Origin of the sequence: Kitasatospora aureofaciens (genome assembly GCF_001188955.3) — a bacterium.
Classification (GTDB): domain Bacteria; phylum Actinomycetota; class Actinomycetes; order Streptomycetales; family Streptomycetaceae; genus Kitasatospora; species Kitasatospora aureofaciens.
The window spans coordinates 57,654-82,969 of the sequence record NZ_JPRF03000029.1 but is presented as its reverse complement, the minus strand read 5'-3'; the positions used below and the strand labels follow the sequence as shown (position 1 = coordinate 82,969).

At 71.8% G+C, this 25,316-nt stretch carries 29 protein-coding genes; 14 read left to right on the top strand and 15 right to left on the bottom strand.

The annotated features are described in order from the left end of the window. Positions 1-47 precede the first annotated feature (47 nt). The 4 genes from HS99_RS19545 (at position 48) to HS99_RS19530 (ending at position 3,670) form a co-directional block, all read left to right on the top strand. Complete coding sequence (locus HS99_RS19545) at positions 48-488, top strand: PLD nuclease N-terminal domain-containing protein (RefSeq protein WP_030284246.1); 441 nt, start codon at positions 48-50, stop codon at positions 486-488. 451 nt (positions 489-939) lie between these two features. Further along, the gene (locus HS99_RS19540; protein WP_030284248.1) at positions 940-2,541 is read left to right on the top strand and encodes an acyl-CoA carboxylase subunit beta; all 1,602 of its coding nucleotides are present in this window, start codon (positions 940-942) and stop codon (positions 2,539-2,541) included. 78 nt (positions 2,542-2,619) lie between these two features. Continuing rightward, positions 2,620-2,829, top strand: a complete 210-nt coding sequence (locus tag HS99_RS19535; RefSeq protein ID WP_030284250.1) for an acyl-CoA carboxylase epsilon subunit — start codon at positions 2,620-2,622, stop codon at positions 2,827-2,829. Between the two features lie 229 nt (positions 2,830-3,058). After that, positions 3,059-3,670 (top strand): ScbR family autoregulator-binding transcription factor, encoded by a 612-nt coding sequence (locus tag HS99_RS19530; RefSeq protein WP_043388209.1) that lies wholly within the window; start codon positions 3,059-3,061, stop codon positions 3,668-3,670. 13 nt (positions 3,671-3,683) lie between these two features. Here HS99_RS19530 and HS99_RS47850 read toward each other — a convergent pair whose 3' ends face one another. Further along, entirely contained in the window at positions 3,684-4,301 is a 618-nt protein-coding gene (locus HS99_RS47850) for a ScbR family autoregulator-binding transcription factor (RefSeq protein ID WP_046386368.1), read from the bottom strand. A gap of 349 nt (positions 4,302-4,650) precedes the next feature. Between HS99_RS47850 and HS99_RS19520 the strand changes: the two genes are divergently transcribed. Continuing rightward, positions 4,651-5,715 carry a ScbA/BarX family gamma-butyrolactone biosynthesis protein gene (locus tag HS99_RS19520; RefSeq protein ID WP_078867320.1) on the top strand — a complete coding sequence of 355 codons (1,065 nt, stop codon included), beginning with the start codon at positions 4,651-4,653 and terminating at the stop codon, positions 5,713-5,715. A gap of 24 nt (positions 5,716-5,739) precedes the next feature. Here HS99_RS19520 and HS99_RS19515 read toward each other — a convergent pair whose 3' ends face one another. The 7 genes from HS99_RS19515 to hemL form a co-directional block, all read right to left on the bottom strand. Continuing rightward, positions 5,740-6,126 (bottom strand): hypothetical protein, encoded by a 387-nt coding sequence (locus HS99_RS19515; RefSeq protein WP_157846560.1) that lies wholly within the window; start codon positions 6,124-6,126, stop codon positions 5,740-5,742. Between the two features lie 140 nt (positions 6,127-6,266). Beyond that, positions 6,267-7,457 (bottom strand): c-type cytochrome biogenesis protein CcsB, encoded by a 1,191-nt coding sequence (gene ccsB / locus HS99_RS19510; RefSeq protein ID WP_030284258.1) that lies wholly within the window; start codon positions 7,455-7,457, stop codon positions 6,267-6,269. A 3-nt stretch (positions 7,458-7,460) separates the two neighbouring features. Then, entirely contained in the window at positions 7,461-9,227 is a 1,767-nt protein-coding gene (resB, locus tag HS99_RS19505) for a cytochrome c biogenesis protein ResB (protein ID WP_046386369.1), read from the bottom strand. Between the two features lie 2 nt (positions 9,228-9,229). Beyond that, positions 9,230-10,003: a cytochrome c biogenesis CcdA family protein gene (locus HS99_RS19500; protein WP_030284262.1), complete on the bottom strand. Its 774-nt coding sequence runs from the start codon at positions 10,001-10,003 to the stop codon at positions 9,230-9,232. Continuing rightward, positions 10,000-10,614 (bottom strand): TlpA family protein disulfide reductase, encoded by a 615-nt coding sequence (locus tag HS99_RS19495; RefSeq protein ID WP_030284264.1) that lies wholly within the window; start codon positions 10,612-10,614, stop codon positions 10,000-10,002. The genes HS99_RS19500 and HS99_RS19495 overlap by 4 nt, the downstream gene beginning before the upstream one ends. A 142-nt stretch (positions 10,615-10,756) precedes the next feature. Then, positions 10,757-11,407: a histidine phosphatase family protein gene (locus HS99_RS19490; protein ID WP_046386371.1), complete on the bottom strand. Its 651-nt coding sequence runs from the start codon at positions 11,405-11,407 to the stop codon at positions 10,757-10,759. Positions 11,408-11,469: 62 nt separating this feature from the next. Next, a complete protein-coding gene (hemL, locus tag HS99_RS19485) occupies positions 11,470-12,798 on the bottom strand; it encodes a glutamate-1-semialdehyde 2,1-aminomutase (protein WP_030284268.1) in 1,329 nt (442 codons plus the stop codon). A gap of 478 nt (positions 12,799-13,276) precedes the next feature. Between hemL and HS99_RS19480 the strand changes: the two genes are divergently transcribed. Further along, complete coding sequence (locus tag HS99_RS19480; protein WP_078938809.1) at positions 13,277-13,759, top strand: hypothetical protein; 483 nt, start codon at positions 13,277-13,279, stop codon at positions 13,757-13,759. A 135-nt stretch (positions 13,760-13,894) separates the two neighbouring features. Here the strand turns inward: HS99_RS19480 and HS99_RS19475 are convergent, their stop codons facing one another. From HS99_RS19475 to HS99_RS19465, 3 genes are all read right to left on the bottom strand, one after another. Continuing rightward, on the bottom strand, positions 13,895-15,352 hold the full coding sequence (locus HS99_RS19475) for an MFS transporter (RefSeq protein ID WP_030551595.1): 1,458 nt from the start codon (positions 15,350-15,352) through the stop codon (positions 13,895-13,897). Between the two features lie 103 nt (positions 15,353-15,455). Beyond that, positions 15,456-15,944, bottom strand: a complete 489-nt coding sequence (locus tag HS99_RS19470) for a MarR family winged helix-turn-helix transcriptional regulator (RefSeq protein WP_030284273.1) — start codon at positions 15,942-15,944, stop codon at positions 15,456-15,458. Positions 15,945-16,007: 63 nt separating this feature from the next. Next, positions 16,008-17,291 (bottom strand): glycosyltransferase family 39 protein, encoded by a 1,284-nt coding sequence (locus tag HS99_RS19465; RefSeq protein ID WP_030284275.1) that lies wholly within the window; start codon positions 17,289-17,291, stop codon positions 16,008-16,010. A 153-nt stretch (positions 17,292-17,444) separates the two neighbouring features. On the opposite strand from HS99_RS19465, the gene HS99_RS19460 reads away from it, so the two are divergent. After that, positions 17,445-18,032 (top strand): DUF4291 domain-containing protein, encoded by a 588-nt coding sequence (locus tag HS99_RS19460; RefSeq protein WP_030284277.1) that lies wholly within the window; start codon positions 17,445-17,447, stop codon positions 18,030-18,032. A gap of 25 nt (positions 18,033-18,057) precedes the next feature. On the opposite strand, the gene HS99_RS19455 is transcribed toward HS99_RS19460, so the two are convergent. Then, positions 18,058-19,728, bottom strand: coding sequence for an RICIN domain-containing protein (locus tag HS99_RS19455; RefSeq protein ID WP_232543160.1), 1,671 nt, complete (start codon positions 19,726-19,728; stop codon positions 18,058-18,060). A 242-nt stretch (positions 19,729-19,970) separates the two neighbouring features. Next, on the bottom strand, positions 19,971-20,210 hold the full coding sequence (locus HS99_RS19450) for a chaplin (protein ID WP_030284281.1): 240 nt from the start codon (positions 20,208-20,210) through the stop codon (positions 19,971-19,973). Positions 20,211-20,328: 118 nt separating this feature from the next. Between HS99_RS19450 and HS99_RS44145 the strand changes: the two genes are divergently transcribed. The 4 genes from HS99_RS44145 (at position 20,329) to HS99_RS19435 (ending at position 21,927) form a co-directional block, all read left to right on the top strand. After that, positions 20,329-20,547 carry a hypothetical protein gene (locus HS99_RS44145; RefSeq protein ID WP_141763766.1) on the top strand — a complete coding sequence of 73 codons (219 nt, stop codon included), beginning with the start codon at positions 20,329-20,331 and terminating at the stop codon, positions 20,545-20,547. Between the two features lie 231 nt (positions 20,548-20,778). After that, a complete protein-coding gene (locus HS99_RS19445; protein ID WP_030284283.1) occupies positions 20,779-21,021 on the top strand; it encodes a chaplin in 243 nt (80 codons plus the stop codon). Positions 21,022-21,127: 106 nt separating this feature from the next. Continuing rightward, the gene (locus HS99_RS19440) at positions 21,128-21,397 is read left to right on the top strand and encodes a chaplin (protein WP_030284285.1); all 270 of its coding nucleotides are present in this window, start codon (positions 21,128-21,130) and stop codon (positions 21,395-21,397) included. 149 nt (positions 21,398-21,546) lie between these two features. Beyond that, a complete protein-coding gene (locus HS99_RS19435; protein WP_046387201.1) occupies positions 21,547-21,927 on the top strand; it encodes a hypothetical protein in 381 nt (126 codons plus the stop codon). 76 nt (positions 21,928-22,003) lie between these two features. Here HS99_RS19435 and HS99_RS19430 read toward each other — a convergent pair whose 3' ends face one another. After that, complete coding sequence (locus HS99_RS19430) at positions 22,004-22,723, bottom strand: hypothetical protein (RefSeq protein WP_030284288.1); 720 nt, start codon at positions 22,721-22,723, stop codon at positions 22,004-22,006. Positions 22,724-23,050: 327 nt separating this feature from the next. On the opposite strand from HS99_RS19430, the gene HS99_RS19425 reads away from it, so the two are divergent. From HS99_RS19425 to HS99_RS19415, 3 genes are all read left to right on the top strand, one after another. Then, a complete protein-coding gene (locus tag HS99_RS19425) occupies positions 23,051-23,395 on the top strand; it encodes a hypothetical protein (protein WP_037829602.1) in 345 nt (114 codons plus the stop codon). 82 nt (positions 23,396-23,477) lie between these two features. Further along, entirely contained in the window at positions 23,478-23,822 is a 345-nt protein-coding gene (locus HS99_RS19420) for a hypothetical protein (protein WP_030551600.1), read from the top strand. Positions 23,823-23,962: 140 nt separating this feature from the next. Continuing rightward, positions 23,963-24,229, top strand: a complete 267-nt coding sequence (locus tag HS99_RS19415; RefSeq protein ID WP_030284294.1) for a hypothetical protein — start codon at positions 23,963-23,965, stop codon at positions 24,227-24,229. A 55-nt stretch (positions 24,230-24,284) separates the two neighbouring features. Here HS99_RS19415 and hemB read toward each other — a convergent pair whose 3' ends face one another. After that, positions 24,285-25,271, bottom strand: a complete 987-nt coding sequence (hemB, locus tag HS99_RS19410) for a porphobilinogen synthase (protein WP_030551602.1) — start codon at positions 25,269-25,271, stop codon at positions 24,285-24,287. Positions 25,272-25,316 lie beyond the last annotated feature (45 nt).

Genomic DNA, 25,316 nt, shown 5'->3' with positions numbered 1-25,316 from the left:
GGGAAGGCGCCCGCCGCTACCGCCCTCGACGGGGGGAGACCGCAGCCGTGCTGAGGATTCTTCTGACCATCGTCCTTCCGCTCGCGCTGTGGGTGTGGGCGTTCATCGACTGCCTGGTGGCCCCCGAGGACGAGGTGCGGCACCTGCCGAAGCCGATCTGGCTGATCATCGTGCTGCTCTTCCCCCCACTCGGCCCGATCGCCTGGCTGGCGGCCGGCAAGCGGCGCGGCTTCCTGCGGTCCGGCGCGCCGGACGGGCAGCCGGGGCGGCCGGCCGACGGCGGCCCGGCGGGGTACGGCGGCGCGCGGGGCGGACGCCCGCCGGCACCGGACGACGATCCGGAGTTCCTCGCCTCCCTCGGGAACGGGTCGTTGAAGGGGAACGACAAGGACCACGAGGACATGCTCAAGCAGTGGGAGGCCGATCTGCGCCGCCGGGAGCGGGAGCTGCGCGGCGGGGACGAACCCGAGGACGGGCGAAAGAGCTGATCGGAGCGGCCCGCCCGCTCCCCCGAACAGCCCACTCGGCCGACCGCAGGTGGGCAGCGACGTTTTTGGCGCTTCCCTACGACTGTGGAGCCTCTGGCACGACTCCGTCCGTTCCCGGCGCCACAGTCGAGCGGCGCTTTAGCCGTGCTCCAGACAGCCGCCCTACAGTGTGGCGAGACAGCCCTGACCTGCGCTTTTCTTTATGCTCAGATCATCGGACCATCACCTGACCGATCACCCTCGGCATTCGAACGGACACGGGGAGCACCGCCCTCGACCCGTCCGCTTCTGTGAAGGCCTGACAGCTAAACGAACTCGACCTTGTACGGAATCGACGCCGAAACCAGCACACGCCCCCTCGTACAGTCATAAGTGAAGAAGTTGATTCGCAGCTGGGGGCACAGCAGACATTGGCTGTCGGACAGTTCCCTCACCCTTGGAGTGGTTCGAGATGACGGTTGTGCATGAGGCGCCGGTCGGCGGCGAGGTCCCCGAGGTCCCGGTCGACGCCAAGGGGCGGGTCGCCGAGCTCCACGAGCTCCGCGAGAAGGTGCGTCGCGGCCCCAGCGAGAAGGCCACCGAGGCCCAGCACGCGAAGGGCAAGCTGACCGCCCGCGAGCGCATCGAGCTGCTGCTGGACGAGGGCTCCTTCCGCGAGGTCGAGCCGCTGCGCCGGCACCGCGCCCAGGGCTTCGGCCTGGAGGCCAAGAAGCCGCACACCGACGGCGTGATCGTCGGCTGGGGCACCGTGCACGGACGCACCGTGTTCACCTACGCGCACGACTTCCGGATCTTCGGCGGCGCCCTGGGCGAGGCCCACGCGCAGAAGATCCACAAGATCATGGACATGGCCATCGCGGCCGGCGCCCCGCTGGTCTCGCTGAACGACGGGGCCGGCGCCCGCATCCAGGAGGGCGTCACCGCCCTGGCCGGTTACGGCGGCATCTTCCAGCGCAACACCAAGGCCTCCGGGGTCATCCCGCAGATCTCGGTGATGCTCGGCCCGTGCGCCGGCGGCGCCGCGTACTCCCCCGCGCTGACCGACTTCGTCTTCATGGTCCGCGAGACCTCGCAGATGTTCATCACCGGCCCGGACGTGGTCCAGGCGGTGACCGGCGAGAAGATCAGCCAGAACGGCCTCGGCGGCGCCGACGTGCACGCCGGCGTCTCGGGCGTCTCGCACTTCGTCTACGACGACGAGCAGTCCTGCATCGAGGAGGTCCGCTACCTCCTGTCGCTGCTGCCGCAGAACAACCGCGAGATGCCGCCGTCCGTGGTCAGCGAGGACCCGGTCGAGCGCCGCAACGACAGCCTGCTCGACCTGGTGCCCGCCGACGGCAACCGCCCGTACGACATGCGCAAGGTGATCGAGGAGATCGTCGACCACGGCGAGTACCTGGAGGTCCACGAGCGCTGGGCGACCAACGTGCTGTGCGTGCTGGCCCGGGTCGACGGCCACGTCACCGGCATCATCGCCAACCAGCCGCAGTCGCTGGCCGGCGTGCTGGACATCAACGCCAGCGAGAAGGCCGCGCGCTTCGTCCAGATGTGCGACGCCTTCAACATCCCGCTGGTCACCCTGCTGGACGTCCCCGGCTTCCTGCCCGGCGTCGACCAGGAGCACGGCGGCATCATCCGCCACGGCGCCAAGCTGCTGTACGCGTACTGCAACGCCACCGTGCCGCGCATCTCGCTGATCCTGCGCAAGGCCTACGGCGGCGCCTACATCGTGATGGACTCCCGCTCCATCGGCGCGGACCTGTCCTACGCCTGGCCGACCAACGAGATCGCGGTGATGGGTGCCGAGGGCGCCGCCAACGTCATCTTCCGCCGCGAGATCAACGCCGCCGAGGACCCGGACGCCATGCGCGCCCAGAAGATCAAGGAATACAAGAACGAGCTGATGCACCCGTACTACGCGGCCGAGCGCGGCCTCGTGGACGACGTCATCGACCCGGCCGAGACGCGCCAGGTGATCGCCTCCGCCCTGGCCATGCTCCGCACCAAGCACGCCGACCTGCCCAGCCGCAAGCACGGCAACCCGCCGATGTAGCGGCGCGGTCCGCCGCAGCGGGCCGTACCGAACGCCACCACACACCGGAGCAACAGCAACCGGGGGAGAAACCAGGACATGACCGCTTCCGCCGAACCCCTCGTCCGCATCGTCCGCGGCAGCCTCTCCGACGAGGAACTCGCCGCCCTCACCGCCGTTCTGGCCGCCCGCGCGGCCGTCGCCCAGCAGGCCGCGGCCACCGCGCAGGTCGAGCCGATCGCCAACTGGCAGCGGCTGGAGCGGCGCCCGGCGTACTACTCGCCGGTCAGCTGGCAGCAGGCCGCCTGACGGTTCCGGGCTTCCCCGACGGCCGGTCACCCCATCCGGGTGACCGGCCGTCGGGCCGTTCCGGCCCGGCCCCCGGACCGGGCCGGGGCGTGCGCGCACCGTTCGTGCCCGTCCGATCGGGCACGGAGGGGCTCGGTAGGATACCTACCGGACGGTTCGAGTCCGCCGACCCGTCGGCCCCCTTAGGATCGGCCGCTGCCGAGGTACAGAACTTTCCAGGGAGGCTGCGATGGCCAGGCAGGCCCGCGCGCTGGCGACCCGCCAGGCGGTGCTCCTCGCGGCCGCCGAGGTGTTCGACGAGCGGGGCTACGCCGCCGCCACGATGTCCGAGATCCTGGACCGGGCCGGCGTCACCAAGGGCGCGCTGTACTTCCACTTCCACTCCAAGGAGGAACTGGCGCTCGCCGTGATCGAGGGCCAGGGCGCCTGGATCGCCTCCTGGGTGCCGTCCTCGGACAGCCCGGTGCAGACCCTGATCGACCTCGGGTACGCGTTCGCCCGCGCGCTCCAGGAGGACCCGCTGGTGCGCGGCAGCATCCGGCTGACGATCGAGCACGGCAGCTTCACCCAGCCGCAGATCGCCGCCTACCAGGGCTGGATGGACCTGGTCCGCGAGCTGCTGGAGCGCGCCCGGCAGGCCGGGGACCTCCACCCCGGGGTCGACCTGGTCGCGGCCTCCGGGGTGATCACCGGCGCGGTGACGGGGATCCAGCTGAGCTCCCAGGTGCTGGCCGACCGGCAGGACCTCATCCAGCGGATGGCCGACATGTGGACGCTGCTGCTGCCGGGGCTGGTCCAGCCGCACGCGCTCGCCCGGCTGAGCGTCGCCGAGCGCCGCTGACCGCGGTACCGACTCAGACCCGGTAGCCCGCGCAGCCCTCCGGCCCCACCAGGGCCGGCAGCGCGGCCGCCCAGAGCCGCCGGACGGCCTCCGGTGCCGGGCGCCCGGCCTGGTCGGCGGCCAGCAGCACCTGGCCCGCCACCACCGCGGTGAGCAGTTCCGCGCAGGCGTGCCGGTCCGCCCCCGGGCGCAGCTCGCCGGCCCGGTCGGCGCGGTCCAGCAGGCGGTGGACCACCGCGGTGAGGCTGCGCCAGGCGGTGTCCGGTCCGCACGTTCCGCCGCCCGGTCGCGGCCCCTGGCGGCCGAGCCGGACGCCGGCCCGCACCACCACGTCCTCGCGCAGCAGCCGGGCCAGCTCGTGCGAGAAGTCGATCAGCCCCTGGACGGCCTGCCCCTCGGCGCGCAGGGCGTGCAGCGCGGCCGAGCCGATCTCCCGCCCGGCCGCGGCCCGCACGCCGTCGGCCAGGGCCTGCTTGGAGACGAAGTGGAAGTAGAGGGCGCCCTTGCTCACCCCGGCCCGGCGACTGATGTCGACCAGGCTGGCGGCCTCGAACCCGACCTGCGCGAAGGCGTCCGCAGCCGCGAGCAGCACGGCCTGCCTGGTCCGCCCCGCGCGTTCCTGCTTGACCACTGACCCCTCCGGACTCCGCCGGTCGCGCTCCCCGCCCCACCCGGCTGCTGTCGGCGCTCCCTCGGTCGGTGGCGGCGCCTCGCATGCGGACGACACCCGCCGAAACCGCATGGTTGGTATCTAATCTAGCGCGTGTGTCGACCCCGCCGTCCAGCGGGGACCACCCCCGCCCAAGGTCTGCCCTCCCCGTTTCGGGCATTGCCGCAGACCAGGGGCCGGGTAGCGTGGTCGGTCCGGGCGGTGCGGCCGGGCCACCCCCGGTCGCCGAACACAAACCGGGTGGTATGTATGTTTTGCTGTGGGCGTCCGTAGCGGCCGCTCGACCGAGACCCTGGAGCTGGGGCCAGTCATGCCATTGATCGTAGAGCCGGGCACTCACGGCCCGTACGCCCACCCCGGCTCCGGCGTACACCCGGGCACGGGCCCGGGCACCGGCTACGACTTCCACGACCGGACCGTCTCCCGGCACCTGGTGCACCGCGCCTCGGTCTCCGAGGTCTTCCTCACCGGCTGGCAGGCCACCGGCCCGTACGACTTCCTGCTCGGCGCCCAGTGGCCCCGGCTGCACGGCTTCTACCGGCTGCCCGGGGACCGCTACCACGACCCGGTGCTGGTGGCCGAGACCGTCCGGCAGGCCGGGCTGCTGGTCGGCCACGCGGGCTTCGGCGTGCCGCGCGACCACCACTTCGTCATGGAGGACCTCGGCTACGCGCTCGGCGACGCGGGCCTGCGGGGCCTCGCCGTCACCACCGGACCGGCCTCGCTGATGCTCACCGTCGGCTGCCAGGACGTCCGGATGCGGCACGGCCGGCTCGCCTCGCTGCGCGTGCACGCCGAGATCACCCGGGACGGCCTGCGGATCGGCCACGGCTCCGGCCAGCTGCGGGTGGTCACCCCCGCCTCGTACGAGCGGCTGCGCGGCCCCGGCCGGGGCGTCGTCACCCCGCCGCTGCCGCCGGAGCCCGCCGCGCCCGAACTCGTCGGCCGGGCGCAGGCCGCGGACGTGGTGCTCAGCCCGACCCTGCGGCCGGACACCTGGCTGCTGCGCGCCGACGCCGGACACCCGGTGCTGTTCGACCACGAGCTGGACCACGTGCCCGGAATGCTGGTGCTGGAGGCCGCCCGGCAGGCCGCCCAGCGGCTGCACCACCCCGAGCCGGTCGTGCCGGTCGAGCTGGTGACCTCCTTCGAGCGCTACATCGAGCTGGACCGGCCCTGCTTCGTGCGGGCCGTCCGCGAGTGCTCGGCGGACGGCCGCCGCACCCCCGTCCAGGTGCGGTTGCTCCAGGACGGGCGGACGGCGGCCGAGTGCCGGCTGTTCACCGAGCCGGTCGACGGTCCGCGGGTGCCGGTCCGGCGGGACGCCTTCGACGGCCGCCCCGCCGTTCCCGGCCTGCTGCCGCTGGCCAGCTGAGCCCGCCGGGCGGGCCGGACCCCGTCAGGCGGCCACCAGGGTGGCCGGCCGCCCGGCGTGCATCACGCTGAGGTTGGCCGCCAGCCGGACCGGGTCCTGGGCCAGCCAGAGCCGCAGCGCCGCGCCCAGGGCGGCACTGGCCGACTCGATCCGGACGTCGGTGATCTGGGCGATCCGGGCCGCGCCGGGGACCAGCAGGTCGGCCAGCGCGGTCGGCAGCCAGACCGTCAACGCGCACGGCGCCGGCGTCGCGAGGGCGCTCAGCAGCCGGTAGGCGTCCCCCGGTGCGCTGAGCGTGGGGATGATGTCCAGCAGAGCGTCGGCCACCACTTCGGACACGTCGCTCCGGTGTCCCTGGGCGAGCCGTCGGAGCAGCAGTTGCTCGGCGGCGGTGATTCGGACGGTCAGCATGACCTCGTCGCACTCCATTGCGCGATTTCCTCCTCGTTCCTCCCCGTACCGGCACGGACGGCCGGCACGAACTACCCCTGTTGCACCTCGGCCCGGCCACTTTCCTGCGGAAGGCCGGGCCGGTGGGTGCGCCGCCCCGGTCAGATACCCGCGTACGAGTGCTTGCCGGTGACGAAGATGTTCACGCCGTAGTAGTTGAAGAGCCAGCAGGCGAAGGCCGCCAGCGCCAGGTACGCGGCCTTGCGACCCTTCCAGCCGGCCGTCGCACGGGCGTGCAGGTAGCAGGCGTAGGCGACCCAGGTGATGAACGACCAGGTCTCCTTCGGGTCCCACTCCCAGTACTTGCCCCAGGCGGCCTCGGCCCAGATCGCGCCCGCGATGATGGTGAACGTCCACAGCGGGAAGACCAGGGCGTTGATCCGGTAGGACAGCTTGTCGAAGGTGGACGCGGCGGGCAGCCGGTTGCAGACCGAGACGCGGATGCGGGCCAACGCGATCCTGGTCTGGGAGTACTTCTGCCCGTCGTGCGAGCGCAGCGCCCCGGGCCGGAGGAACTCGTACTTGCCCTCGTCGGCCCGCTGCCGGTACGAGTCCTGGACCAGGTACAGCAGGGTCGAGATGAACGCCGCGTAGAAGGCGCCGCCGCAGAAGATCGCGGTGGAAACGTGGATCGCCAGCCAGTACGAGTGCAGCGCCGGGACCAGCTGCTCGGAGTCGGTGTACAGCACCTGGGTCGCGATGCCGAGCGTCAGCAGCACCGCGACGGTGACCGGCAGGCCGAGCCAGCGGACGTTCTTGCGCGCGGCCAGCAGGACCACGTACGCGGCCGTCATCGCGAAGGCGAAGGCGCAGGAGAACTCGTACATGTTGCCCCACGGCCAGCGGGACACCGAGAGCCCGCGGGCGACGATGCCGCCGCCGTGCAGCAGCAGCGCCAGGACGGTGAGCGAGATCGCGATGCGGCCGGCCAGGTCGGCCTTCTCGCTGGTGCCGGCCGCACCCGGGCCGTCCACGTCCTCGTCGGTGCGACCGCCGGTGACCACCGTCGCGCCCTCGCCCGCCAGCACGGTGCGGGTGAGCGTGGTGGTGCCGCCCTTCGCCCCGGCCACGGTGACGGTGACCTTCTTCGCGGCCTTGGTCTCCGCGGCGGCGACGGTCTCGGCGAGGTTGCCGGACTGCTCCTTGGAGCGGACGGCGACCGCGCCCTTGCTGCCGAACGTCCACTCGAACATGTGGGCGAACATGGCGATCGTGTAGACCGCCATCGCCGAATAGATCAGCTTGTTTGAGAGGTCGGCCAGCTGTGGGTCGACTCCCGAGGCGAGATGCACCGTCTACTCCTTGGAGTTCTGGTCGGCGGGGACTGCGGGGTCCGAGGCCGCGGCCTCGGGGGCGTCGGGTACTGCTTCCTCGGCCGGGGCCTCGACGTCGGCCTGCGCGGTTCCGTCGCCGTCCTCCTCCGACGCCGGGGCGTCGTCCTGGAGGTCCACCGCGAGTTCGGCCAGCTCCTCGGCGATCTTCGCCGACTCGCTGCGGGCCAGGCCGGCCAGCTCCACCTGGGTGCCGCCGCCCGGCAGGGCCACCGCCCGCACCCAGATCCGGCGGCGCTGGATGAACAGCGAGCCGATCAGGCCGAGGATCGCCAGGACGGCCCCGGTCAGCGCGATCGCGTTGCCCGGGCGGTGCGAGACGTTGAAGCTCGCCCACTGCTTGTAGCCCTCGAAGGTGATGCTGCCGTAGCCGTTCGGCAGGTCCCAGGCCTGGCCGGGCTTGAGCAGGGCCTTGGCCGGCTGGCCGTCCTGCTGCATCTGGGTGAGCTTGGAGGTGTTCAGCTGGTAGATGTTCTGCGGCAGGCCGGAGTCGGTGCCGAGGTCGCCGGAGAAGGCGTTCAGCACCAGCTCGGGGGCTGCGTCGCCGGGGAACAGCGAGATCGGGCCGGTGCCGGCGAAGCTCAGCGGGGCGGTCGGCAGGAAGAAGCCGGAGAAGCCCAGCTGGGTCCTGTTGCCGTCCGGGCCGACGCCGTAGTCGGAGACCTTCACCACGCCGGTCGAGGTCAGGTTGGCGTCCTGCGGCAGGAACGGCACGACGTCGTGGTAGACCACGTCGCCCTTGCCGTTCTTCACGGTGATCACCGGGGCGTAGCCGTGGCCGATCAGGTAGACCTTGCTGCCGCCGATCTCCAGCGGGTGGTTGACCTCGATCGTGCCCTTCTTCAGCTTCGACTCGTCGCTGCCCCCGTAGTACTCGACGTTCGCGGTGAACTGCCGGGCGGCACCCATCTGGTCACCGGTGTTCTGGAACTTCGAGGTGAAGTCGTCGAGCTTCAGGTAGAACGGGTCGAGGTCCTGGTTCCCGTAGAACCGGGTGCCGGTGAAGTCGTCGAGCTGGGTGATGGTGTTGGAGTAGCCCTGGCCCTCGACCATCAGCTTCCCGCCGGTGCCGGAGGCCAGGCTGGCCCAGGCGAAGCCGCCGAGCAGCGCGAACAGCGACAGGTGGAACAGCAGGTTGCCGACCTCGCGCAGGTAGCCCTTCTCCGCGGCCACCGAGCCGCCGGAGAGGTCGGCCCGGAAGCCGCGCTTGCGCAGCAGCCGGTGGGCGGCGGCGTTCACCTGCTCCGGGTCCGCCCCGGTGCGCCAGGCCGCGTACACCGGCATCCGGGTCAGGTTGCGCGGTGCGGCCGGCGGCTGGGAGCGCAGCACGCCGACGAACTGCCAGGTGCGCGGGACAATGCAGCCCGCCAGCGAGACGAACAGCAGGATGTAGATCGCGGAGAACCAGACCGAGCTGTAGACGTCGAACAGCTGGAGCTTCTCGTAGATCGGCGCGACCGCGGTGTGCTGCGCCTTCCAGGTCTGCACCTTGAACTGGTTCTGGCCGTTCTGCGGGATCAGCGAGCCCGGGATGGCGGCCAGCGACAGCAGGAACAGCAGGATCAGGGCGACCCGCATCGAGGTCAGCTGGCGCCACATCCAGCGCGCCCAGCCGAGCACCCCTATGCCGGTCGGCCCCTCGGACTCGACCGGCGCGGTGCTGAGCCGCTCCGCGGCGGTGTCGTCGTCCGGTGCCGGGGGCAGCTCGGTATCGGTCGTGGTCTTGCTCACGGTCAGATTCCGATCTGGGAGTCGGCGGTCCAGGACTGCAGTTCGCTCATCCAGGAATCCCAGATCCCGGTGACGAGCAGCAGACCGACCGCGACGAGCATGCCGCCACCGATCCGCATGACGAGCGGGTAGTGCCGCTTGACCCACCCGAAGGCCCCCAGCGCCCGGCGGAACGCCAGCGCGGCCACGATGAACGGTACGCCGAGGCCGAGGCAGTAGAAGGTCATCAGCAGGGCGCCGCGCTGGGCGTCGGCCTGGTTGAGCGCCAGGTTCGAAACGGTTGCCAGGGTCGGACCCATGCACGGCGTCCAGCCGACCCCGAAGACCACGCCGAGCAGCGGCGCGCCGAGCAGGCCTATCACCGGACGGCGGTGGGTGCGCACCTCGCGCATGCTCAGCCCGGGCACCAGGCCCATGAAGGCCAGTCCCATGACGATCGTCACCGCGCCGAGCACCGTCGAGATGACCCGCTGGTGCTCCTTGAGCGTGCCGCCGAACTGACCGAACAGCGCCCCGCTGGAGACGAAGACCGCGGTGAAGCCGAGGATGAACAGTACGGCCCCGAGCAGCATCCGCCCCCGCCGGGCCCCGCGCGCGTCGGCGAGGTCAGCGGCGGAGAAGCCCGTGACGTAGGAGAGGTAGCCGGGGACGAGCGGCAGCACGCAGGGCGAGAAGAACGAGACCAGGCCCGCCGCCACCGCGATCGGGGCGGCCACCAGCAGCGCCCCGCTCTGCAGGGTCGCGGTGTTGTCGGCGAGCTGGAGTGGCGCACTCACTGCTGCTGCTCCGCGACCACCGGCTGGACGATCGACTCCAGCGCCTCCTGGGTCGTCCCGCCGACGGCGCGGGCGGCCAGCTTGCCGTCGCGGTCGACGACCAGGGTGGTCGGGATGGACTGCGGGTTGAGGCTGCCCTTGGGGAACTTGAGCAGCTGGGTGCCCGCCGGGTCGAAGATGCTCGGGAAGCTGACGCCCTGCTCCTGCTCGAAGCGGACGGCGTTGGTCTTGTCGGTGTCCCGGGTGTTGATCCCCAGGAACTGGACGCCCTTGTCCTTGTACTCGTCCGCGACGGCCTGGAGGTTCTTCGCCTCGGCCCGGCACGGACCGCACCAGGAGCCCCACACGTTCAGCACCACGACCTTGCCGCGGTAGTCCGAGAGCTTGACCTGGTTGCCCTCCAGGGTCTCCCCGGAGACGTCCGGCGCGTCCCCGCGCTTGCCCGCGTCCGCCTTCGACAGGTTCGTCCCCTTCACGGTGACGAAGCCGACCTGGCCTTCACCGCTGCTCGACGAGCCCGAGGAGGAACAGCCGGTGAGGACGAGCGCAGCGGCGGCGACTGTGGCGGCGGCTGCGGCGACACGGGGACGGGGGCGCGTCATGGCAGACATGTGAAAAGTTTCGCATGGAGTTCCGGGCAGGTTCCGGGGGGTCCTCCCTTGCGCATCGCACCCATCCTGACCTGCGAAGACTTCGGGTCACCCGGCGCTCGCCAAGTGACCCGAAGTCATACTTACGCACCGCTTACGGGCCTCAGGCGCCGAAGCTCTTCCCCACCGGTTTGTCGCCCTTGCGGCCCTTGCCGACCAGGTGCGCGGGCAGCAGGTCGCGGGCCGGCTCCCGGTAGCCGACCGAGACGATCCGGTCGCCCTCGAAGGTGAAGCTGGTCAGCGAGGCCAGCGAGCACTGCCGGTTGCGCGGGTCGTGCCAGAGCCGGCGGCGCTCGACGAAGGAGCGGAGGATCCAGATCGGCAACTGGTGGCTGACGCAGACCGCCTCGTGTCCGCGGGCGGCGTCCCGGGCGGCGCCGAGCGCGCCCATCATCCGCACCGCCTGGTCGAGGTACGGCTCGCCCCAGGAGGGCTTGAACGGGTTGGTGAGGTACTTCCAGTAGCCCGGGTTGCGCAGGGAGCCGTCGCCGACCCCGAAGGTCTTGCCCTCGAAGACGTTCTCCGCCTCGATCAGCCGCTCGTCCACCGCGAGGTCCAGGCCGTGCGCCTTGGCGATCGGCGCGGCGGTCTCCTGGGCCCGCTCCAGCGGGGAGGCCACCACGTGGGTGATGTCCCGGTCGGCCAGGTCCTCGGCGACCCGGTCGGCCATCTGCCGGCCCAGCTCGGACAGGTGGTAGTCCGGCAGCCGCCCGTACAGGACGCCCTCCGGGTTGTGCACCTCACCGTGACGCATCACGTGGACGACGGTGATCTCTTTGGCGCTCACTTCTCAACTACTCCTGGGGTCGGGTCCGACTAGACCGTGGCGGCGGCAGCGGCGCGCGCGGCGGCCGGCAGGGCGGCGGCGATCCGCTCGATCGCCCGCTCGTCGTGGCTCGCCGAGACGAACCAGGACTCGAAGGCGGACGGCGGCAGGTAGACGCCCTCGGCCAGCATGGCGTGGAAGAAGGCGGTGAAACGGTACGCCTCCTGGGTCCTGGCCTCTTCGTAGTTGGTGACCGCGGCCTCGGTGAAGAACACCGAGAACATGTTCCCGGCGGTCTGCAGCCGGTGCGCCACGCCCTCCTTGGTGAGCGCCTCGGAGACCAGGCCGGAGATCTCGGCGGAGACCCGGTCCACCGTGGCGTACACCTCGTCGGTGCAGCCGCGCAGCTGGGCCAGGCCTGCCGCGGTGGCGACCGGGTTCCCGGACAGGGTGCCCGCCTGGTAGACCGGGCCGGCCGGGGCCAGGTGGGCCATCACGTCGGCGCGGCCGCCGAAGGCCGCGGCCGGGAAGCCGCCGCCCATGACCTTGCCGAAGGTCAGCAGGTCCGGCGCCCAGCCCTCGTTCGCCGCCTCCAGGCCGTACCAGCCGGCCTTGGAGACGCGGAAGCCGGTCATCACCTCGTCGGAGACGAACAGCGCGCCGTTGTCCCGGCAGAGCCGGGCCAGGCCCGCGTTGAAGCCGGGCAGCGGCGGGACGACGCCCATGTTGCCGGGCGAGGCCTCGGTGATGACGCAGGCGATCTCGCCCGGGTGGGCGGCGAAGGCCTGCTCGACCGCGGCCAGGTCGTTGTACGGCAGCACGATGGTGTCGCCGGCCTGGGCGCCGGTGACGCCCGGGGTGTCCGGCAGGCCGAAGGTGGCCACGCCGGAACCGGCGGCGGCCAGCAGCGCGTCCACGTGACCGTGGTAGCAGCCGGCGAACTTGACCACCTTCGCGCGGCCGGTGAAGCCGCGGGCGAGGCGGATCGCGGACATGGTGGCCTCGGTGCCGGAGGAGACCAGGCGGACCTGCTCGACCGGGGCGACCCGGGCGACGATCTCCTCGGCGAGCTCGACCTCGCCCTGGCCGGGCGTGCCGAAGGAGGTGCCGAGGGCGACGGCCCGCTGGACGGCGTCGATCACGGCGGGGTTCGAGTGGCCGAGGATCATCGGACCCCACGAGCACACCAGGTCGACGTACTCACGGCCGTCGGCGTCGGTGAGGTAGGGGCCGGTGCCGGACACCATGAAGCGCGGCGTACCGCCGACCGCGCGGAAGGCGCGCACCGGGGAGTTGACACCGCCGGGCGTGACCACGGAGGCGCGATCGAACAGCGACTGGGACTGGGGGGCTTCGTAGGGGTAGCTCACGTGAGACATGGTCTCAAATCGTGTCCTTGAGCTCTGCATGTCCGGCCCGATCATCTGGAACGATGATCCGGGCACCGTTGTCTGTACGGTTGTCCGTGACGGTTGTCCGTGGCGGTCGTGCACGGGCGGGGCCGCTGGCTGTTCCGGAGCACGGACCAGTCAGACTGTGTGCACAGAGTGCGCGAGCGCTCCGGTTGTGTACAGGGGTGTGGAGAGGACTGCTGTGTGCCGCGAGTGGGTACGGCCCGCGAGTAGGCACGGCGGCGCATGACGGGTAGGAGCACGTCCGGTGGGCGCCGGGCGTGCGGGGGTCTGTCGATTCCGGCGAATTCCGGTGAGGATGGTCCGAGTGTCCGAGGCGCAGGACGGCTTCGACGAGGCGGCGGGGGGCTCCCGCAGGCCCGCCGAAACCGCACGCGGGGGTACGGGAGCGGGTACGGGTCGTGGTCGTCGCGGCGGCGAGAGGCGGGGTGAGGGACGCGTGGGGGTGACCTACAAGTACTTCGGCGCACCGGACCGCGCGACCGCCGCAAGAGTCCCCACCGCCCTCGGTCCGGGGGGGCTCGGCCTCGACGCCGGCGAACTCGTCGCGCTGGGGCGACTCGGCGACCTGATGGAGACCAGCGGTTCCCCCACCGGCCACCTCTCCACCAAGATCAAACCGGAGACCATGAGCGCCATGGTCCTCACCGGCATCCAGGGCGTCCCGCTGCACCAGGTGCCGCCGCTGGAGCTCGTCGTGCTGCACCCGGACTACGCCGTCGTCCAACTCCCCCACAACGTGGTCGAACCGCTCCGCAAGGCGGACGAGACGGAACTCGGCGCCGCCGCCTTCATCTGGTCCACCGTCCCCGACCGCCGCGGTCCGCGCGACGCCTTCGTGATCTACACGATGCTGCACGAGTGGCAGGACTTCGCCAACCGGCTGCACGAGGCCGGGCACCAGCTGTACTGCCTGGTCTGGCCGTAACGGGGAAGCACCGCAGGGGGAACTCCATGACGTACGCCGGGCCGGCCACGGGAGTTCCCTCCCGCGGCCGGCCCGAAGTCGCGTACCCACTGCTGCCGTTGGACGCCGGGCGCCGTCACCACTGCTCAGGCTGAGTCAATTCCCCGGCTGTTCCATGGAGTTGACGTCCGGCCGGAGAACCGCCGCCGCCAGCACCAGCGCCACCGAGAGCAGTCCTGCGGCCACCGTGAAGGCGAGCCGGAAGCCTCCGGTGAGCGCCTCGGCCGCGGGATGCCCGGCGGCGGCCAGAGCTCCGGCGCGGCCGTCGGCGAGGGTGGTGAGCACCGCGACGCCGAGTGCGCCGCCGACCTGCTGGGTGGTGTTGAACAGACCCGAGGCGGTGCCCGCGTCCTGCGGCCCGGCGCCGGACATGCCGAGCACCGCGAGCGCGGACAGCACCAGGCCACCACCGCCGATCAGCAGCATGGTCGGCAGCAGGTGGACGGGGTAGTCGGCGTCGACCGGCAGCCGGGCCAGCAGCCCGAGCGCGACCACCAGCATCGCGAGGCCCACGAGCAGCACCGCGCGCTCGCCGTACCGGGCGCCCAACCGGGCGGAGAGCAGCAGCGACACCGCGCCGATGGCGACCGCGGCGGGCAGCATCGCGAGGCCGGTGGCGGCGGCGCCGTATCCGAGGACCTGCTGCAGGTAGAGGGCGACCAGGATCTGGAAGGCGAACATCCCGGAGATGGTCAGGAGCTGCACGGCGTTGGCACCCGAGACATTCCGGGAGCGGAACATCCGCAGCGGCAGCAGGGGGTGGGCGGCCCGGGCCTGGCGGAGCAGGAAGGCGGCCAGCAGGGCGAGCGAGAGCGCGCCGAGGCCGAGGGTGCGGGCCGAGGTCCAGCCGTGGGCGCCGGTGCCGACGATGGTGTAGATGCCGAGCATCAGGGCGGCGGTGATCAGCGCGGCGCCCAGGGCGTCGGCACCGGCCCGCAGGCCCGGGCCGTGGTCGGCCGCCAGCACCCGGACGGCCAGCAGGACGGCGGCGAGGCCGAGCGGCAGGTTGATGAGGAAGATCCAGTGCCAGCTTAGGGCCTGGGTGAGGACCCCGCCGAGGACCTGGCCGATCGAGGCGCCGGCCGCGCCGACGAAGCTGAAGGCGCCGATCGCGCGGCCGCGCTCGCCCGGCTCGGGGAAGAGCGTGACGACCATGCCGAGGCTGACCGAGGAGGCCATCGCGCCGCCGACACCCTGGAGGAAGCGGGCGGCGATCAGCATCCCCTGCCCGGTGGCGACGGCGCAGAGCAGCGAGGCGGCGGTGAAGAGGGCGAGTCCGGCGACGAAGACGCGCTTGCGGCCGATCAGGTCGCCGAGCCGGCCGGCCAGCAGGAGCAGCCCGCCGAAGGCGATCAGGTAGGCGTTGACCGTCCAGGTGAGGTCGGCGGGCGAGAAGTGCAGGTCGTCCTGGATGGCGGGCAGCGCCACGGTGACGATCGAGCCGTCCAGGACGATCATCAGCATGCTGGCGCAGAGCACCGCGAGGGCCAGTGCGCGGGGGCGGGCGGGGGCCGCGGGCGCCGTGTCGGGCGCGGCCGGGGCGTGCGTGGTCATGGCGGGTCTCCCGGTTCGTCGAGTACCGGGAAGGAAGCTATCAGATTGTTTTGTTCGGGACTATCTATCTCGGGAGAATCCTGGACCGGGGTACGACGAGGCGTCAGCTCCGGGAACGGCGGGCCCGGCGGACGGAGCGTTCGCTCTCGACCGGCTCCGCCAGGTGCCCCTCCACCAGACGGGTCAGGGCGGAGACGAAGACCTCCCGCTCCGGCTGCGGCAGCGAATCCAGCAGCTCGCGGTGCACCCGGTCGGCGATCGCGGTGCCCTGCACGACGGCCCGCTCGCCGGCCTCGGTGACCGAGATGATCCGGGCCCGGCGGTCGGTGGCGGACGGGCGGCGCTCGGCCAGGCCCGCCTTCTCCAGCTCGTCGACGGTGACCACCATGGTGGTCTTGTCCAGGTCCGACAGCTCGGCCAGCTGGATCTGGGTGCGCTCGGCCTCCTGCGCGTGGAACAGCACGCAGTACGCGCGGGGGGTGATCCCGAGCTCGGTGAAGGCCGCCGCCATCCGGGTCGCCAGCACGTGGCTCGCGTGGTCCAGCAGGCCGGAGATGTCGCGGATCTGGCGCACGGGCGGGGTCGTCGTCATGCGTCCGAGGTTAGCAACGGCCCGTCTGCTGCCGGATGATCCCGTAGCCAACCAACACCGGGCCTACGGGATGCCCAACTCGAACAGCGCATAGCCCGCGTACCAGCCCGCCGCGATCACCGGCATCGCGAACATCCCGACCAGCGAGGAGGTCCGCACCCGGCGCAGCGCCACCGCCAGGCCGATGAACAGCGGGAAGGCCGGCAGCAGGTAGCGCGAGATGTTGCCGAAGATCTGGTTGCTGCTCAGCGCGGTGAAGACGGTCATCCCGGTGTACACCCACAGCACCAGCGGAGGGCGGGCCTGCCGCAGCAGCACCAGCAGGCCGGGCAGGGCGATCAGCAGCGCGATGGCGATCAGGTCCGGGACGGGGTTGGACTGCCAGAAGTCCCAGTGGCCGGTGATCACGTCCATGACCGTGCGCAGGGTGGAGGCGCCGAAGTCGAAGTAGCGGTTCCAGGCGCCGCGCTGGAGCTTGAAGTAGCCACCCCAGTCACCCATCCGCCAGCCGACCCAGGCGACGTAGCCGATCAGGCCCCACGGGGTGATCAGCATCGCGGTCAGCGGGCGGGCCACCCCGTCGGTGCGGCGGACCAGCGCGACCAGCGCGGCGATCGAGACCGCGGCGATCAGCGCGGCGGCGGTCGGCCGGTTGAGGCCCGCGACCAGGGCCAGCAGGCCCGCGGCGATCCAGCGGCGGGTCATCACGCAGTAGCAGGCCCACGCGGACAGCGCGACGAACAGCGAGTCCGAGTAGACCGCCCACTCCACGCCCGAGCCCGGGAACAGGCCCCAGATCACCGCGGCGATCACACCCGCCCGGAAGCCGGCGAGCCGCTCGGCGATCGCGAAGATCCCGGCCGCGGCGACCAGCGAGGCCAGCACCGAGACCACGATCCCGGAGCCGTACGGGCCGAGCCCGGTCACCACGCCGACCAGCCGCATCAGCCAGGGGTAGAGCGGGAAGAAGGCGGCGGAGTTCTCGTAGTAGGTGGCCAGCGGGAAGCCGTGCAGCGGGATCAGCTGCGGGTCGTACCCGTTCTCGGCGATCCGCTGGTACCAGATGCCGTCCCAGGTGCCCAGCACGTCCCAGGCGTGGGCGCCGCCGCCTCGGCCGACCTGCTTCTTCAGGTAGTCGCCGGTGTGCTCCAGCAGCACCAGAAAGACGGTCAGGCCGATCGCCTTGACCACCGCGTACGCGCCGAGCGCGGGCGCGAAGCGGTCCACCAGCACCCCGAACCGCCCGGGCACACGGCCCGTCCGCTCCTCGGGTCGCTCCGCCGACGGCGCCGGTTCGGTGGCGGACGGCTCGGTGCTGGACGACTCGGTGCTCGATGCCGTGCTCATCTGCTCTGGGTACTCCCCGCCCCGCTCATGGTGCGCGCGGCTCCGGCGCAACGACGTTCCAGAGAGCCTACGGCACGGCCCTGAGGGCCCGCCCTCCCCGCCCGGCCCGGAAAATCCGTGGCGCGGGACACCTGCGCCCGCGACGATGCGGCCATGCCGCTCCAGCCGCCGAAGCATCAGATCCGGGCGCTCCACACCGCCGACACGATCACCGTCTACCAGGCCTTCCCGCCCCGGATCGCCGAGCGGGCCGCGGCCGAGGGGCGGTTCCCGGAGGCGTTCCAGCGGGACCGGATGACGTGGATCAAGCCCTCGTTCCTCTGGATGATGCACCGCAGCGACTGGGGGCGGCGCGAGGGCCAGGAGCGGGTGCTCGCGCTGGAGATCAGCCGCGAGGGCTTCGACTGGGCGCTGGAACGGGCGGTGCTGAGCGCCTACACCCGGCGGGTCCACGAGTCGCAGGCGGCGTGGAAGCGGGAGCTGCGGCAGAGCCCGGTGCGGGTGCAGTGGGATCCGGAGCGCAGTGCGGACCTCGGGGCGCTGGAGTGGCGGGCGATCCAGGTCGGGCTGCGCGGCGGGGCGGTGCGGCGCTACGCGGACGAGTGGATCCGGCGGATCACGGACGTCACCGCGCTGGCCGACCGGATCCGGCGGGAGCGGGACCGGGCGCTGCTGCCGGTCGAGACGCCGTACCCGATGAGCGCGGCCGTCGCCGCCCGGTTGGGGGCGGCGACGGCCTGAGCCACGTCAGCCGTGGACGCGCGCGTCAGCTGTGGACGTAGACGATGCCGAGCTTGGTGAGCTGCCAGAGCTGGGCGGGGGCGCCGGTCTCGGTGGCGAGTTCGACGTAGGGGTTGCCCTTGGCGTCGAGATCGGCGCTGGTGGCCAGGACCTTGGTCGGGTCCGCCGAGTCGGCGATCTCGTAGTTGCCGTTGCCGGCCGGCTTGAACACCCAGTGCTGGTTGGCGCCGCCGTTGCAGCCCCACTGCTGGATCCGGGTGCCGGGGGCGGTGGCGGCCGCGTTGGCGTCCAGGCACATGCCGCGGTTGCCGCTGAAGTCCAGTTCGTAGCTGCCGCCGGACTTGGCCTCCAGGACGAAGGACTGGTTCAGTCCCCCGGCCGCCGGGTAGCCGATCGCGGCCCGGCCGTTGGTGGAGTCGCCGTAGGTGCCGCCGCCGGAGAGGTCGAGCGCGTTGCCGGTGGCCGCGTTGGTGAGCTGGTACCAGGAGCCGTCCTCGGGGACGTCGCCGAAGGGCTTGCCGGGAGTGAGCGGCTGGATCGAGGTGGTGTTCTGCTGGTTGAGCGTGCAGTACGCCTCGGCCTGGTCGGGCCTGGCGAAGAACTGGCCGAGGCAGACGCCCTCACCGCGGTAGCCGGCCACCCGCAGGTGGTACGACTGGCGGACCATGTTCATGCACAGCCCGGGGATGCCGATCTGCGAGTCGCAGCCGTTGCGCGCCCACTCGGAGAGGTTGATGACGTCCCCGTTGGAGTACTCGTACGGGGAGGTCGTCCACTCCGCGCACACCTCGTGCCCGAAGGCGACCCGCCGCTGGTCCAGGTACCGCACGCCGGGCACCTGTTCGGCCGCGCCGCGGAGCGCGTCGCTGAACGTCGGGACCACCCAGTTGTGGCCCCAGGCGAGGTCCTCGGGGAAGGCCGGGCAGCCGTCGGTGATCTTGCCGAGGTAGTCGTTGCGCCGGATGTCCGGGGTGATCGGGTTGAAGTACGACTGGTAGACCAGCTGGTACGAGGAGTCGGCGTAGCCCGCGCGGCGCATGGTCTGACGGATGTTCTGCAGGGCGGCGACGACCTTGGGCTGGACCCGCTGGGCCCGTTTGCGGATCTCGTCGCTGCCGATGGTGTCCCGGCAGCCCTGATCCTTGGGGATCGGGAAGTACTGCGCGAGGCAGTGCATCATGATGCCGCTGAAGTCGAAGTCGTCGTTGGCGCCGATCGTGACGACGACCATCTTGACGTCGTACTTGCTCGCCGTGTCGGCGAGTTTGACGTCCTGCTTGGGCTCGCCGAAGTCGCCGCTGCCCGAGCCGGTGATCTTGGCCAGCTCCGGGTCGCTGACCAGGTCACCGGTCTGGGCGCCGGAGCAGGCGAGGTCGATCGGGGTGACCCCGGGGATGTCGGTGACGAAGATCTCCGACTTGGGGTGCCGGTGGCAGTAGTTGGTGGGGGTGTCGGTCTCCGGGAAGTAGCCGTCGCCGGTGTCGGTGCCGGCGCCCTCCCCGGAGATGGCACTGTCGCCGAGGGCGACGATCGCGGCCGGGCGGGTGGCGGCCGGGGCCGGGGCGTTGTCGGCGAGGGCGGCGGGAGCACCGGCCAGGCCGAGGGTGGCGACGAGGACGCCGGTGGCGAGCAGTGCGGCGGACCGGGACGAGCCCGTCCGCGCTCGTCTCGCCGTGGACGTGCGGAACCTGATCACACGCGACTCCTTGCGGGGGCGGGGAACCGCCGGGCCGGGGGTGCCGGGCGGTGCGGAGCAAGAGCGGTGCAGAAAGGTGAGCAGGTCTCACATTCTAGGTACTGACAAGTAGTCCAACAAGGCTCGTGACATCACCTGCGCGCTGACGCGCCGACAGCGAGCGGACGCGGAAAAGCCGCCGCTCCGCGCCCCAGGAGGGAAGCGCGGAACGGCGGCTCTCACCGGCCGAACCGGGTGCGACCTCAGCCGTTGTTGAGGCAGTGGTTGCCGAACGCCGGGTTCAGCAGGCCGACGACGTCGATGGTGTTCCCGCACAGGTTGACCGGGATGTGGATCGGCACCTGCACCTGGTTGCCCGAGATGACACCGGGGGAACCCGCAGCGACACCCTGGGCACCGGCGCTGGCCATCGCGGTGCCGGCACCGGCGGCCACGATGCCCACCACGGCCGCGCCAACGGCGGCGGTCTTCTTGACGCTCATGTGAGCCTCCTGACTGTTCAACAGAAATGCACGGGGAGTGCGACATCTAGAACGAGACCCGTCCGGACCGGTTGCGACGGCGCCTGCACTGTCACCCGTACGGACCAACGCCGCCCGGGTGACCGGCATTCGGGTGATCAGCGGACCGGACCGTTTCCCCCTGCGCGCTCCCTCGTTCTCCCTGACGAAGACGATCCAACCCGGCCCTAATCAGGAATCGAGTACCGCCCATGCGCAGCTCGCCCACGGCCTCGTCGGCACCGAGGCCCCCGGCAAGTCGGTCGACGTGGCGGGCCCCTCGGAATCCGGCGTTCGGCGACACCGCCTGAACGCCTGACCGGGAATTCCTGGTCGCGCCTCCACCCGAACCGTTCCCGGCCGTGCGGGAGCATTCGCGGGGCGCCGGAAAACGCGGCGGCTGCGTCGACGCCCGAGCCATGGGCGGAACACGCCGGTGTGCGCCGTCGGAGTGACATTCACGGAAATCCCTGCAGCCTTCGGGTGAGTATTCCTGCTCGCCCGACTCCCGACACCTCACTTCCGTCGGGCAGAAATCGGAGGAAGAATCATGCGCAACTTCAAGAAGGCCGCCGTCCTGTCACTGGCGACCACCGGCCTGGTGTTCGGTGCCGCCGGTGGCGCGTTCGCCAGCGCGGGCGCCGAGGGCGTGGCCGCCGGCTCCCCCGGTGTCATCTCCGGCAACCAGATCCAGGTGCCGATCCACATCCCGCTCAACGTCTGCGGCAACAGCATCGACGCCGTCGGCCTGCTGAACCCGGCGTTCGGCAACACCTGCGTCAACAACGGCTGAACCCGCGGTCGCCGCACCGGCGACAGCTGATTCACCCGAGCACGTGCCCCCCGTTGCGCCGGGGCCGGCACGCTCCACCCGTGTGTGATCGAGGAGATCAACCCCCATGCAGAACGTGAAGAAGGTCGCCGTCCTCTCCGCCGCCGCCGCCGGCCTGGTGCTGGGTGCGGCGGGCTCCGCCGCCGCGAGCGCGGGCGCCGAGGGCGTGGCCGCCGGCTCCCCCGGCGTCGTCTCCGGCAACCAGCTCCAGGTCCCGGTGCACGTCCCGATCAACCTGTGCGGCAACAGCATCAACGTCATCGGCGTGCTGAACCCGGCGTTCGGCAACACCTGCGCCAACGTGGAGATGCACCCGAAGCCCGCGGACGACTGCTGATCCCCGATCGGCACACGTTTCGGCCGTCCTGCCCCCCGACCAGTCGGCCGGGGGGCAGTTCGGCATCCCCGGACCGGACGTCCGCAGCCCCAGGGCCCGCCTCCCCGGTCCGGTCGGGCCGGGCCCCACTCCACCGAAGGGTGATCCGCATGGTTTCGAAGAAGGGCGGGGCCGGAGTGGCCGCCGCCGTGGGCGCGGTGGTGCTGCTCGGCGCCGGTACCGCGCAGGCCGCCACCACCTCGGGCCAGCAGCGTGCGGCGGGCCCGGCCTCGCTGGCGAAGACCGACGTCGGGCAGGCGCTGAACGGGACGACAACCGGGCTCGGCTACGGCGTCGCGCCGATCAAGAGCCTGCGCGTGGACCCGTGGGCCAACTCCTCGGCCGACGTGCTCAACAACGGCGCGACGATCCAGCCGGACCAGGGCCTGGCACCGGTCGGCACCGGCATGCTGACCGGACCGCTGAGCGCGGGCGGCGGCGTCAAGGACCTGCCGCTGGTCGGCGGGCTGACCGGCGTCCTGCCCGGCTGAGCGCCCGGACGCGCCGGAGCCCGGCTCCCCCGCCTCGTCGGCCAGGGGTGCCGGGCTCCGGCGCGTCCGGGGGGCCTCAGAGCCGGGTCAGGCCGGCCAGGGGCGCCAGGCCGCTGCCCTGCTGCACCAGACCGGCGGCCGTCCCGGTGGCCGCGTCGGTCGCGCTGGTCTGCTGCAGCACACCGGTCGCCGTCCCGGTGGTGGCGTCGGCCAGGTGGTTCACCGCCTCGGTGGCGGAGATCCGCTCCTGGTCGGCGCCGAGGCTCGCGGTGGCCCCGGGGACGGCCTGCACGGCGGCGGGCACCAGGCGCGGGTCCACCTCGTCCACCCGGAGCCGGCCGTCGGCGAGCTGGCCGGTGCCGTCCTGCACCAGCGCCGGCGGCTTGCCCACGTCCAGGCCGGGGGTCTTGGCCTGGAGCGGAGCAGCGGGGGCCTCCAGCAGCACCTCGCCGAGGTCGGCGCCCCGGTCGACCAGCGGGAGCGGCAGCTGGGCCCTGGCGCTCGGGCCGAGCTTGCCGGTGGGCAGCTGGGGCACCAGGTGGTTCGGGACCAGCCCGTTGTCGGTGGTCCGGCCGGGGACCGGCGGCATGACCAGCGAGGTCGGGATGCCGGCCGTGAGGTGGCCGCCCAGCGGGCCCAGCGGCACGTCCGCCGGGACCTGCTGGGTGGACAGCCTGTCCTCCAGGGCCCCGACCTGGTCGGGGCTCACCGAGGCGGCGGAAGCCGCTCCCTGGGAGGCGAGCACGCCCGCGCCGACCGCCAGGAGCATGGCGCCGGCCCGCTTGGAGAACTTCATGCTTTTCACCGTTCTGCTGTCCGTATCGGGACGTCCTGGAGGTTCCAGGACTGGAAATCCATCGGGGAGGGCTGCGGGACCGCAGCCGGAAAGCAATCTGCGCAACGAGTGTCCGTGAGTTCGGATTGCGGGCGTTAACCGATTCGGGTCAATAATCCGACCGGAAACCATCCCGGGGACGCGCCTCCCGGACTCTTTTCAAAAATCCCCGTAACCTTCCGTGCCGTCATTCTTTGATCTGGACGTCAGTGACTGCAGACCGGGTCTGAGCGTTCGACCGCGTTGCTACGCACGGAAACCGAAAGCATTTCAGAGAGGGATCTCCCCATGATCCAGAAGTCCTTCGCCGCCGCCGGCCTGGCCGTCGCCGCGCTGGCCGGTGCCGCCGCCCCCGCCTCGGCCATCGGTAACGCGGACGGTGGTGCCGCCTCCATCGAGGGCAACGGCGGCACCAACTTCACCGGGACGGTCGGGAACAACAGCCCGAACTTCCACTTCCTGGACAACCCGAACGTCTGCCTGCCGGAGATCCACAACATCGCCGTCGCGGTGCTCGGCGTGGCCGTCCCGGTCGAGGTCCCGGTCGCCAACACCGGCGGCAAGCAGTACTGCACCGTCGGCCAGGGCACCCAGTCCACGGGCGACGGAGGCGTGTCCCACCTGATCGGCTGACGGCCCCACAGCCCTCCCCCGCACCGATCCCCCGAACCACCCCGAATCGCTCCCCGATTCACCCCTGAGAGGAAAACCGGAAATGATCAAGAAGACCCTCGCTGCCGCCGGCCTGGCCGCCGCCGCCATCGCGATGTCCGCCGGCTCGGCCTCCGCCATCGCCGACGCGGACGGCGCGGCCACCACCGTCCAGGGCAACGGCGGCACCAACCAGACCGGCACCCACGGCAACGGCAGCGCGAACTACCACGCCCTGGACAACCCGAACATCTGCGTGCCGGAGATCCACAACATCGCCGTCGCCGTCGCCGGCGTCGCGGTGCCGGTCGAGGTGCCGGTCCTGAACAACATGCCGAAGCAGTACTGCAACGTCGGCCAGAACACCCAGTCCACGGGTGACGGTGGCGTCTCGCACCTGATCGGCTGATCAAGGGGCGTGGCACGGACGGAGGGCCCGGGGAGGAAGGTCTCCCCGGGCCCTCCGGGCTTGACCGAGTCAGAGCACGAGTCAGAACACCAGTCAGAGGCCGAGCGCCCGCGGGGCGCTCCCACAGAGAGGGCAGATCCATGAAGAGCAAGCTGGCCAAGACCGCCCTGACCGCCGCCGCCGCGCTGGCGCTCGCGGGTGCCGCCACCCCGGCGTTCGCGCACGTCGGCCTGGAGGGCGGCGGCGGCATCGTCGCCTCCGCCGACCAGCCGTTCCTGGCGGGCGGCGGTGGCGGTGTCGCCCACACCTCCGACATCGTCGCCGGCGGTGGGGGCGGCGGCGCCGCCACCGCGACCGACCTGGTCGGCGGCGGCGAGGGCTTCGCCCACATCAAGGGCTGGAAGTAGCGAGAACCGGAAGGCCGGGCCCCCGCACTGGGCGGGGACCCGGCCTTCCGTGCGCTTACTGCTGCTTGAGCATCCGGGCGGCCTCGACCGCCCAGTAGGTGAGGATCTGCTCGGCACCGGCCCGGCGGATCGAGGTGAGCGTCTCCAGGATGGTGCGCTCCCGCTCGATCCAGCCGTTGGCGGCGGCCGCCTCCACCATCGAGTACTCGCCGGAGATCTGGTACGCGGCCACCGGCACCGGCGAGGCATCGGCGACCTGCCGCAGGACGTCCAGGTACAGCATGGCCGGCTTGACCATCACCAGGTCCGCGCCCTCGGCGAGGTCCAGCTCCAGCTCGCGCAGCGCCTCGCGGGCGTTCGCCGGGTCCTGCTGGTAGGTCTTGCGGTCGCCCTTGAGCGAGGAGTTGACGGCCTCGCGGAAGGGGCCGTACAGCGCGGAGGCGTACTTGGCCGTGTAGGCGAGGACGCTGACGTCCTGGTGCCCGGCCTCGTCCAGCGCCCGGCGGATGACGGCGATCTGGCCGTCCATCATCCCCGACGGGCCGACCACGTGGACGCCGGCCTCGGCCTGGACCACGGCCATCTCGGCGTAGCGCGCCAGGGTCGCGTCGTTGTCCACGCTGCCGTCCTCGGCCAGCACGCCGCAGTGCCCGTGGTCGGTGAACTCGTCCAGGCAGAGGTCGGACATGACCACCAGCCGGTCGCCGACCTCCGCGACCACGTCGCGGATGGCCTGCTGCAGGATCCCGTCCGGATTGGTGCCCTCGGAGCCGACGGCGTCCTTCACCTCGGGCAGGCCGAAGAGCATGATGCCGCCCACGCCCGCCTCGGCGGCCTCCACCGCGGCCTTCCGCAGGCTGTCCCGGGTGTGCTGGAGCACGCCCGGCATCGAGGTGATCGGCCTCGGCTCGGCGATGCCCTCGCTGACGAAGGCGGGCAGGATCAGCTCCGCCGGGTGCAGCCGGGTCTCGGCGACCAGCCGGCGCATCGCCGGGCTCCGGCGCAGACGGCGGGGGCGAACGTACGGGAATTCAGCGGACACGGCTTCTCTCTCCGAACGGTTGTGCAGTGCTGGGGGCGGCGAGGC

Coding starts and splice junctions, on each gene's coding strand:
- HS99_RS19475 (WP_030551595.1), bottom strand. CDS start 15,352: ATGACCACGCACGCCCCGGCCGCGCCCGACACGGCGCCCGCGGCCCCC.
- HS99_RS19540 (WP_030284248.1), top strand. CDS start 940: ATGACGGTTGTGCATGAGGCGCCGGTCGGCGGCGAGGTCCCCGAGGTC.
- HS99_RS19450 (WP_030284281.1), bottom strand. CDS start 20,210: ATGAGCGTCAAGAAGACCGCCGCCGTTGGCGCGGCCGTGGTGGGCATC.
- HS99_RS19470 (WP_030284273.1), bottom strand. CDS start 15,944: ATGACGACGACCCCGCCCGTGCGCCAGATCCGCGACATCTCCGGCCTG.
- HS99_RS19535 (WP_030284250.1), top strand. CDS start 2,620: ATGACCGCTTCCGCCGAACCCCTCGTCCGCATCGTCCGCGGCAGCCTC.
- HS99_RS19445 (WP_030284283.1), top strand. CDS start 20,779: ATGCGCAACTTCAAGAAGGCCGCCGTCCTGTCACTGGCGACCACCGGC.
- HS99_RS19425 (WP_037829602.1), top strand. CDS start 23,051: ATGATCCAGAAGTCCTTCGCCGCCGCCGGCCTGGCCGTCGCCGCGCTG.
- HS99_RS19530 (WP_043388209.1), top strand. CDS start 3,059: ATGGCCAGGCAGGCCCGCGCGCTGGCGACCCGCCAGGCGGTGCTCCTC.
- HS99_RS19420 (WP_030551600.1), top strand. CDS start 23,478: ATGATCAAGAAGACCCTCGCTGCCGCCGGCCTGGCCGCCGCCGCCATC.
- HS99_RS19490 (WP_046386371.1), bottom strand. CDS start 11,407: ATGCGTCACGGTGAGGTGCACAACCCGGAGGGCGTCCTGTACGGGCGG.
- HS99_RS19495 (WP_030284264.1), bottom strand. CDS start 10,614: ATGTCTGCCATGACGCGCCCCCGTCCCCGTGTCGCCGCAGCCGCCGCC.
- HS99_RS19435 (WP_046387201.1), top strand. CDS start 21,547: ATGGTTTCGAAGAAGGGCGGGGCCGGAGTGGCCGCCGCCGTGGGCGCG.
- HS99_RS19465 (WP_030284275.1), bottom strand. CDS start 17,291: ATGAGCACGGCATCGAGCACCGAGTCGTCCAGCACCGAGCCGTCCGCC.
- HS99_RS19520 (WP_078867320.1), top strand. CDS start 4,651: ATGCCATTGATCGTAGAGCCGGGCACTCACGGCCCGTACGCCCACCCC.
- HS99_RS19460 (WP_030284277.1), top strand. CDS start 17,445: ATGCCGCTCCAGCCGCCGAAGCATCAGATCCGGGCGCTCCACACCGCC.
- HS99_RS19515 (WP_157846560.1), bottom strand. CDS start 6,126: ATGCTGACCGTCCGAATCACCGCCGCCGAGCAACTGCTGCTCCGACGG.
- HS99_RS19440 (WP_030284285.1), top strand. CDS start 21,128: ATGCAGAACGTGAAGAAGGTCGCCGTCCTCTCCGCCGCCGCCGCCGGC.
- hemL (WP_030284268.1), bottom strand. CDS start 12,798: ATGTCTCACGTGAGCTACCCCTACGAAGCCCCCCAGTCCCAGTCGCTG.
- HS99_RS19415 (WP_030284294.1), top strand. CDS start 23,963: ATGAAGAGCAAGCTGGCCAAGACCGCCCTGACCGCCGCCGCCGCGCTG.
- HS99_RS19430 (WP_030284288.1), bottom strand. CDS start 22,723: ATGAAGTTCTCCAAGCGGGCCGGCGCCATGCTCCTGGCGGTCGGCGCG.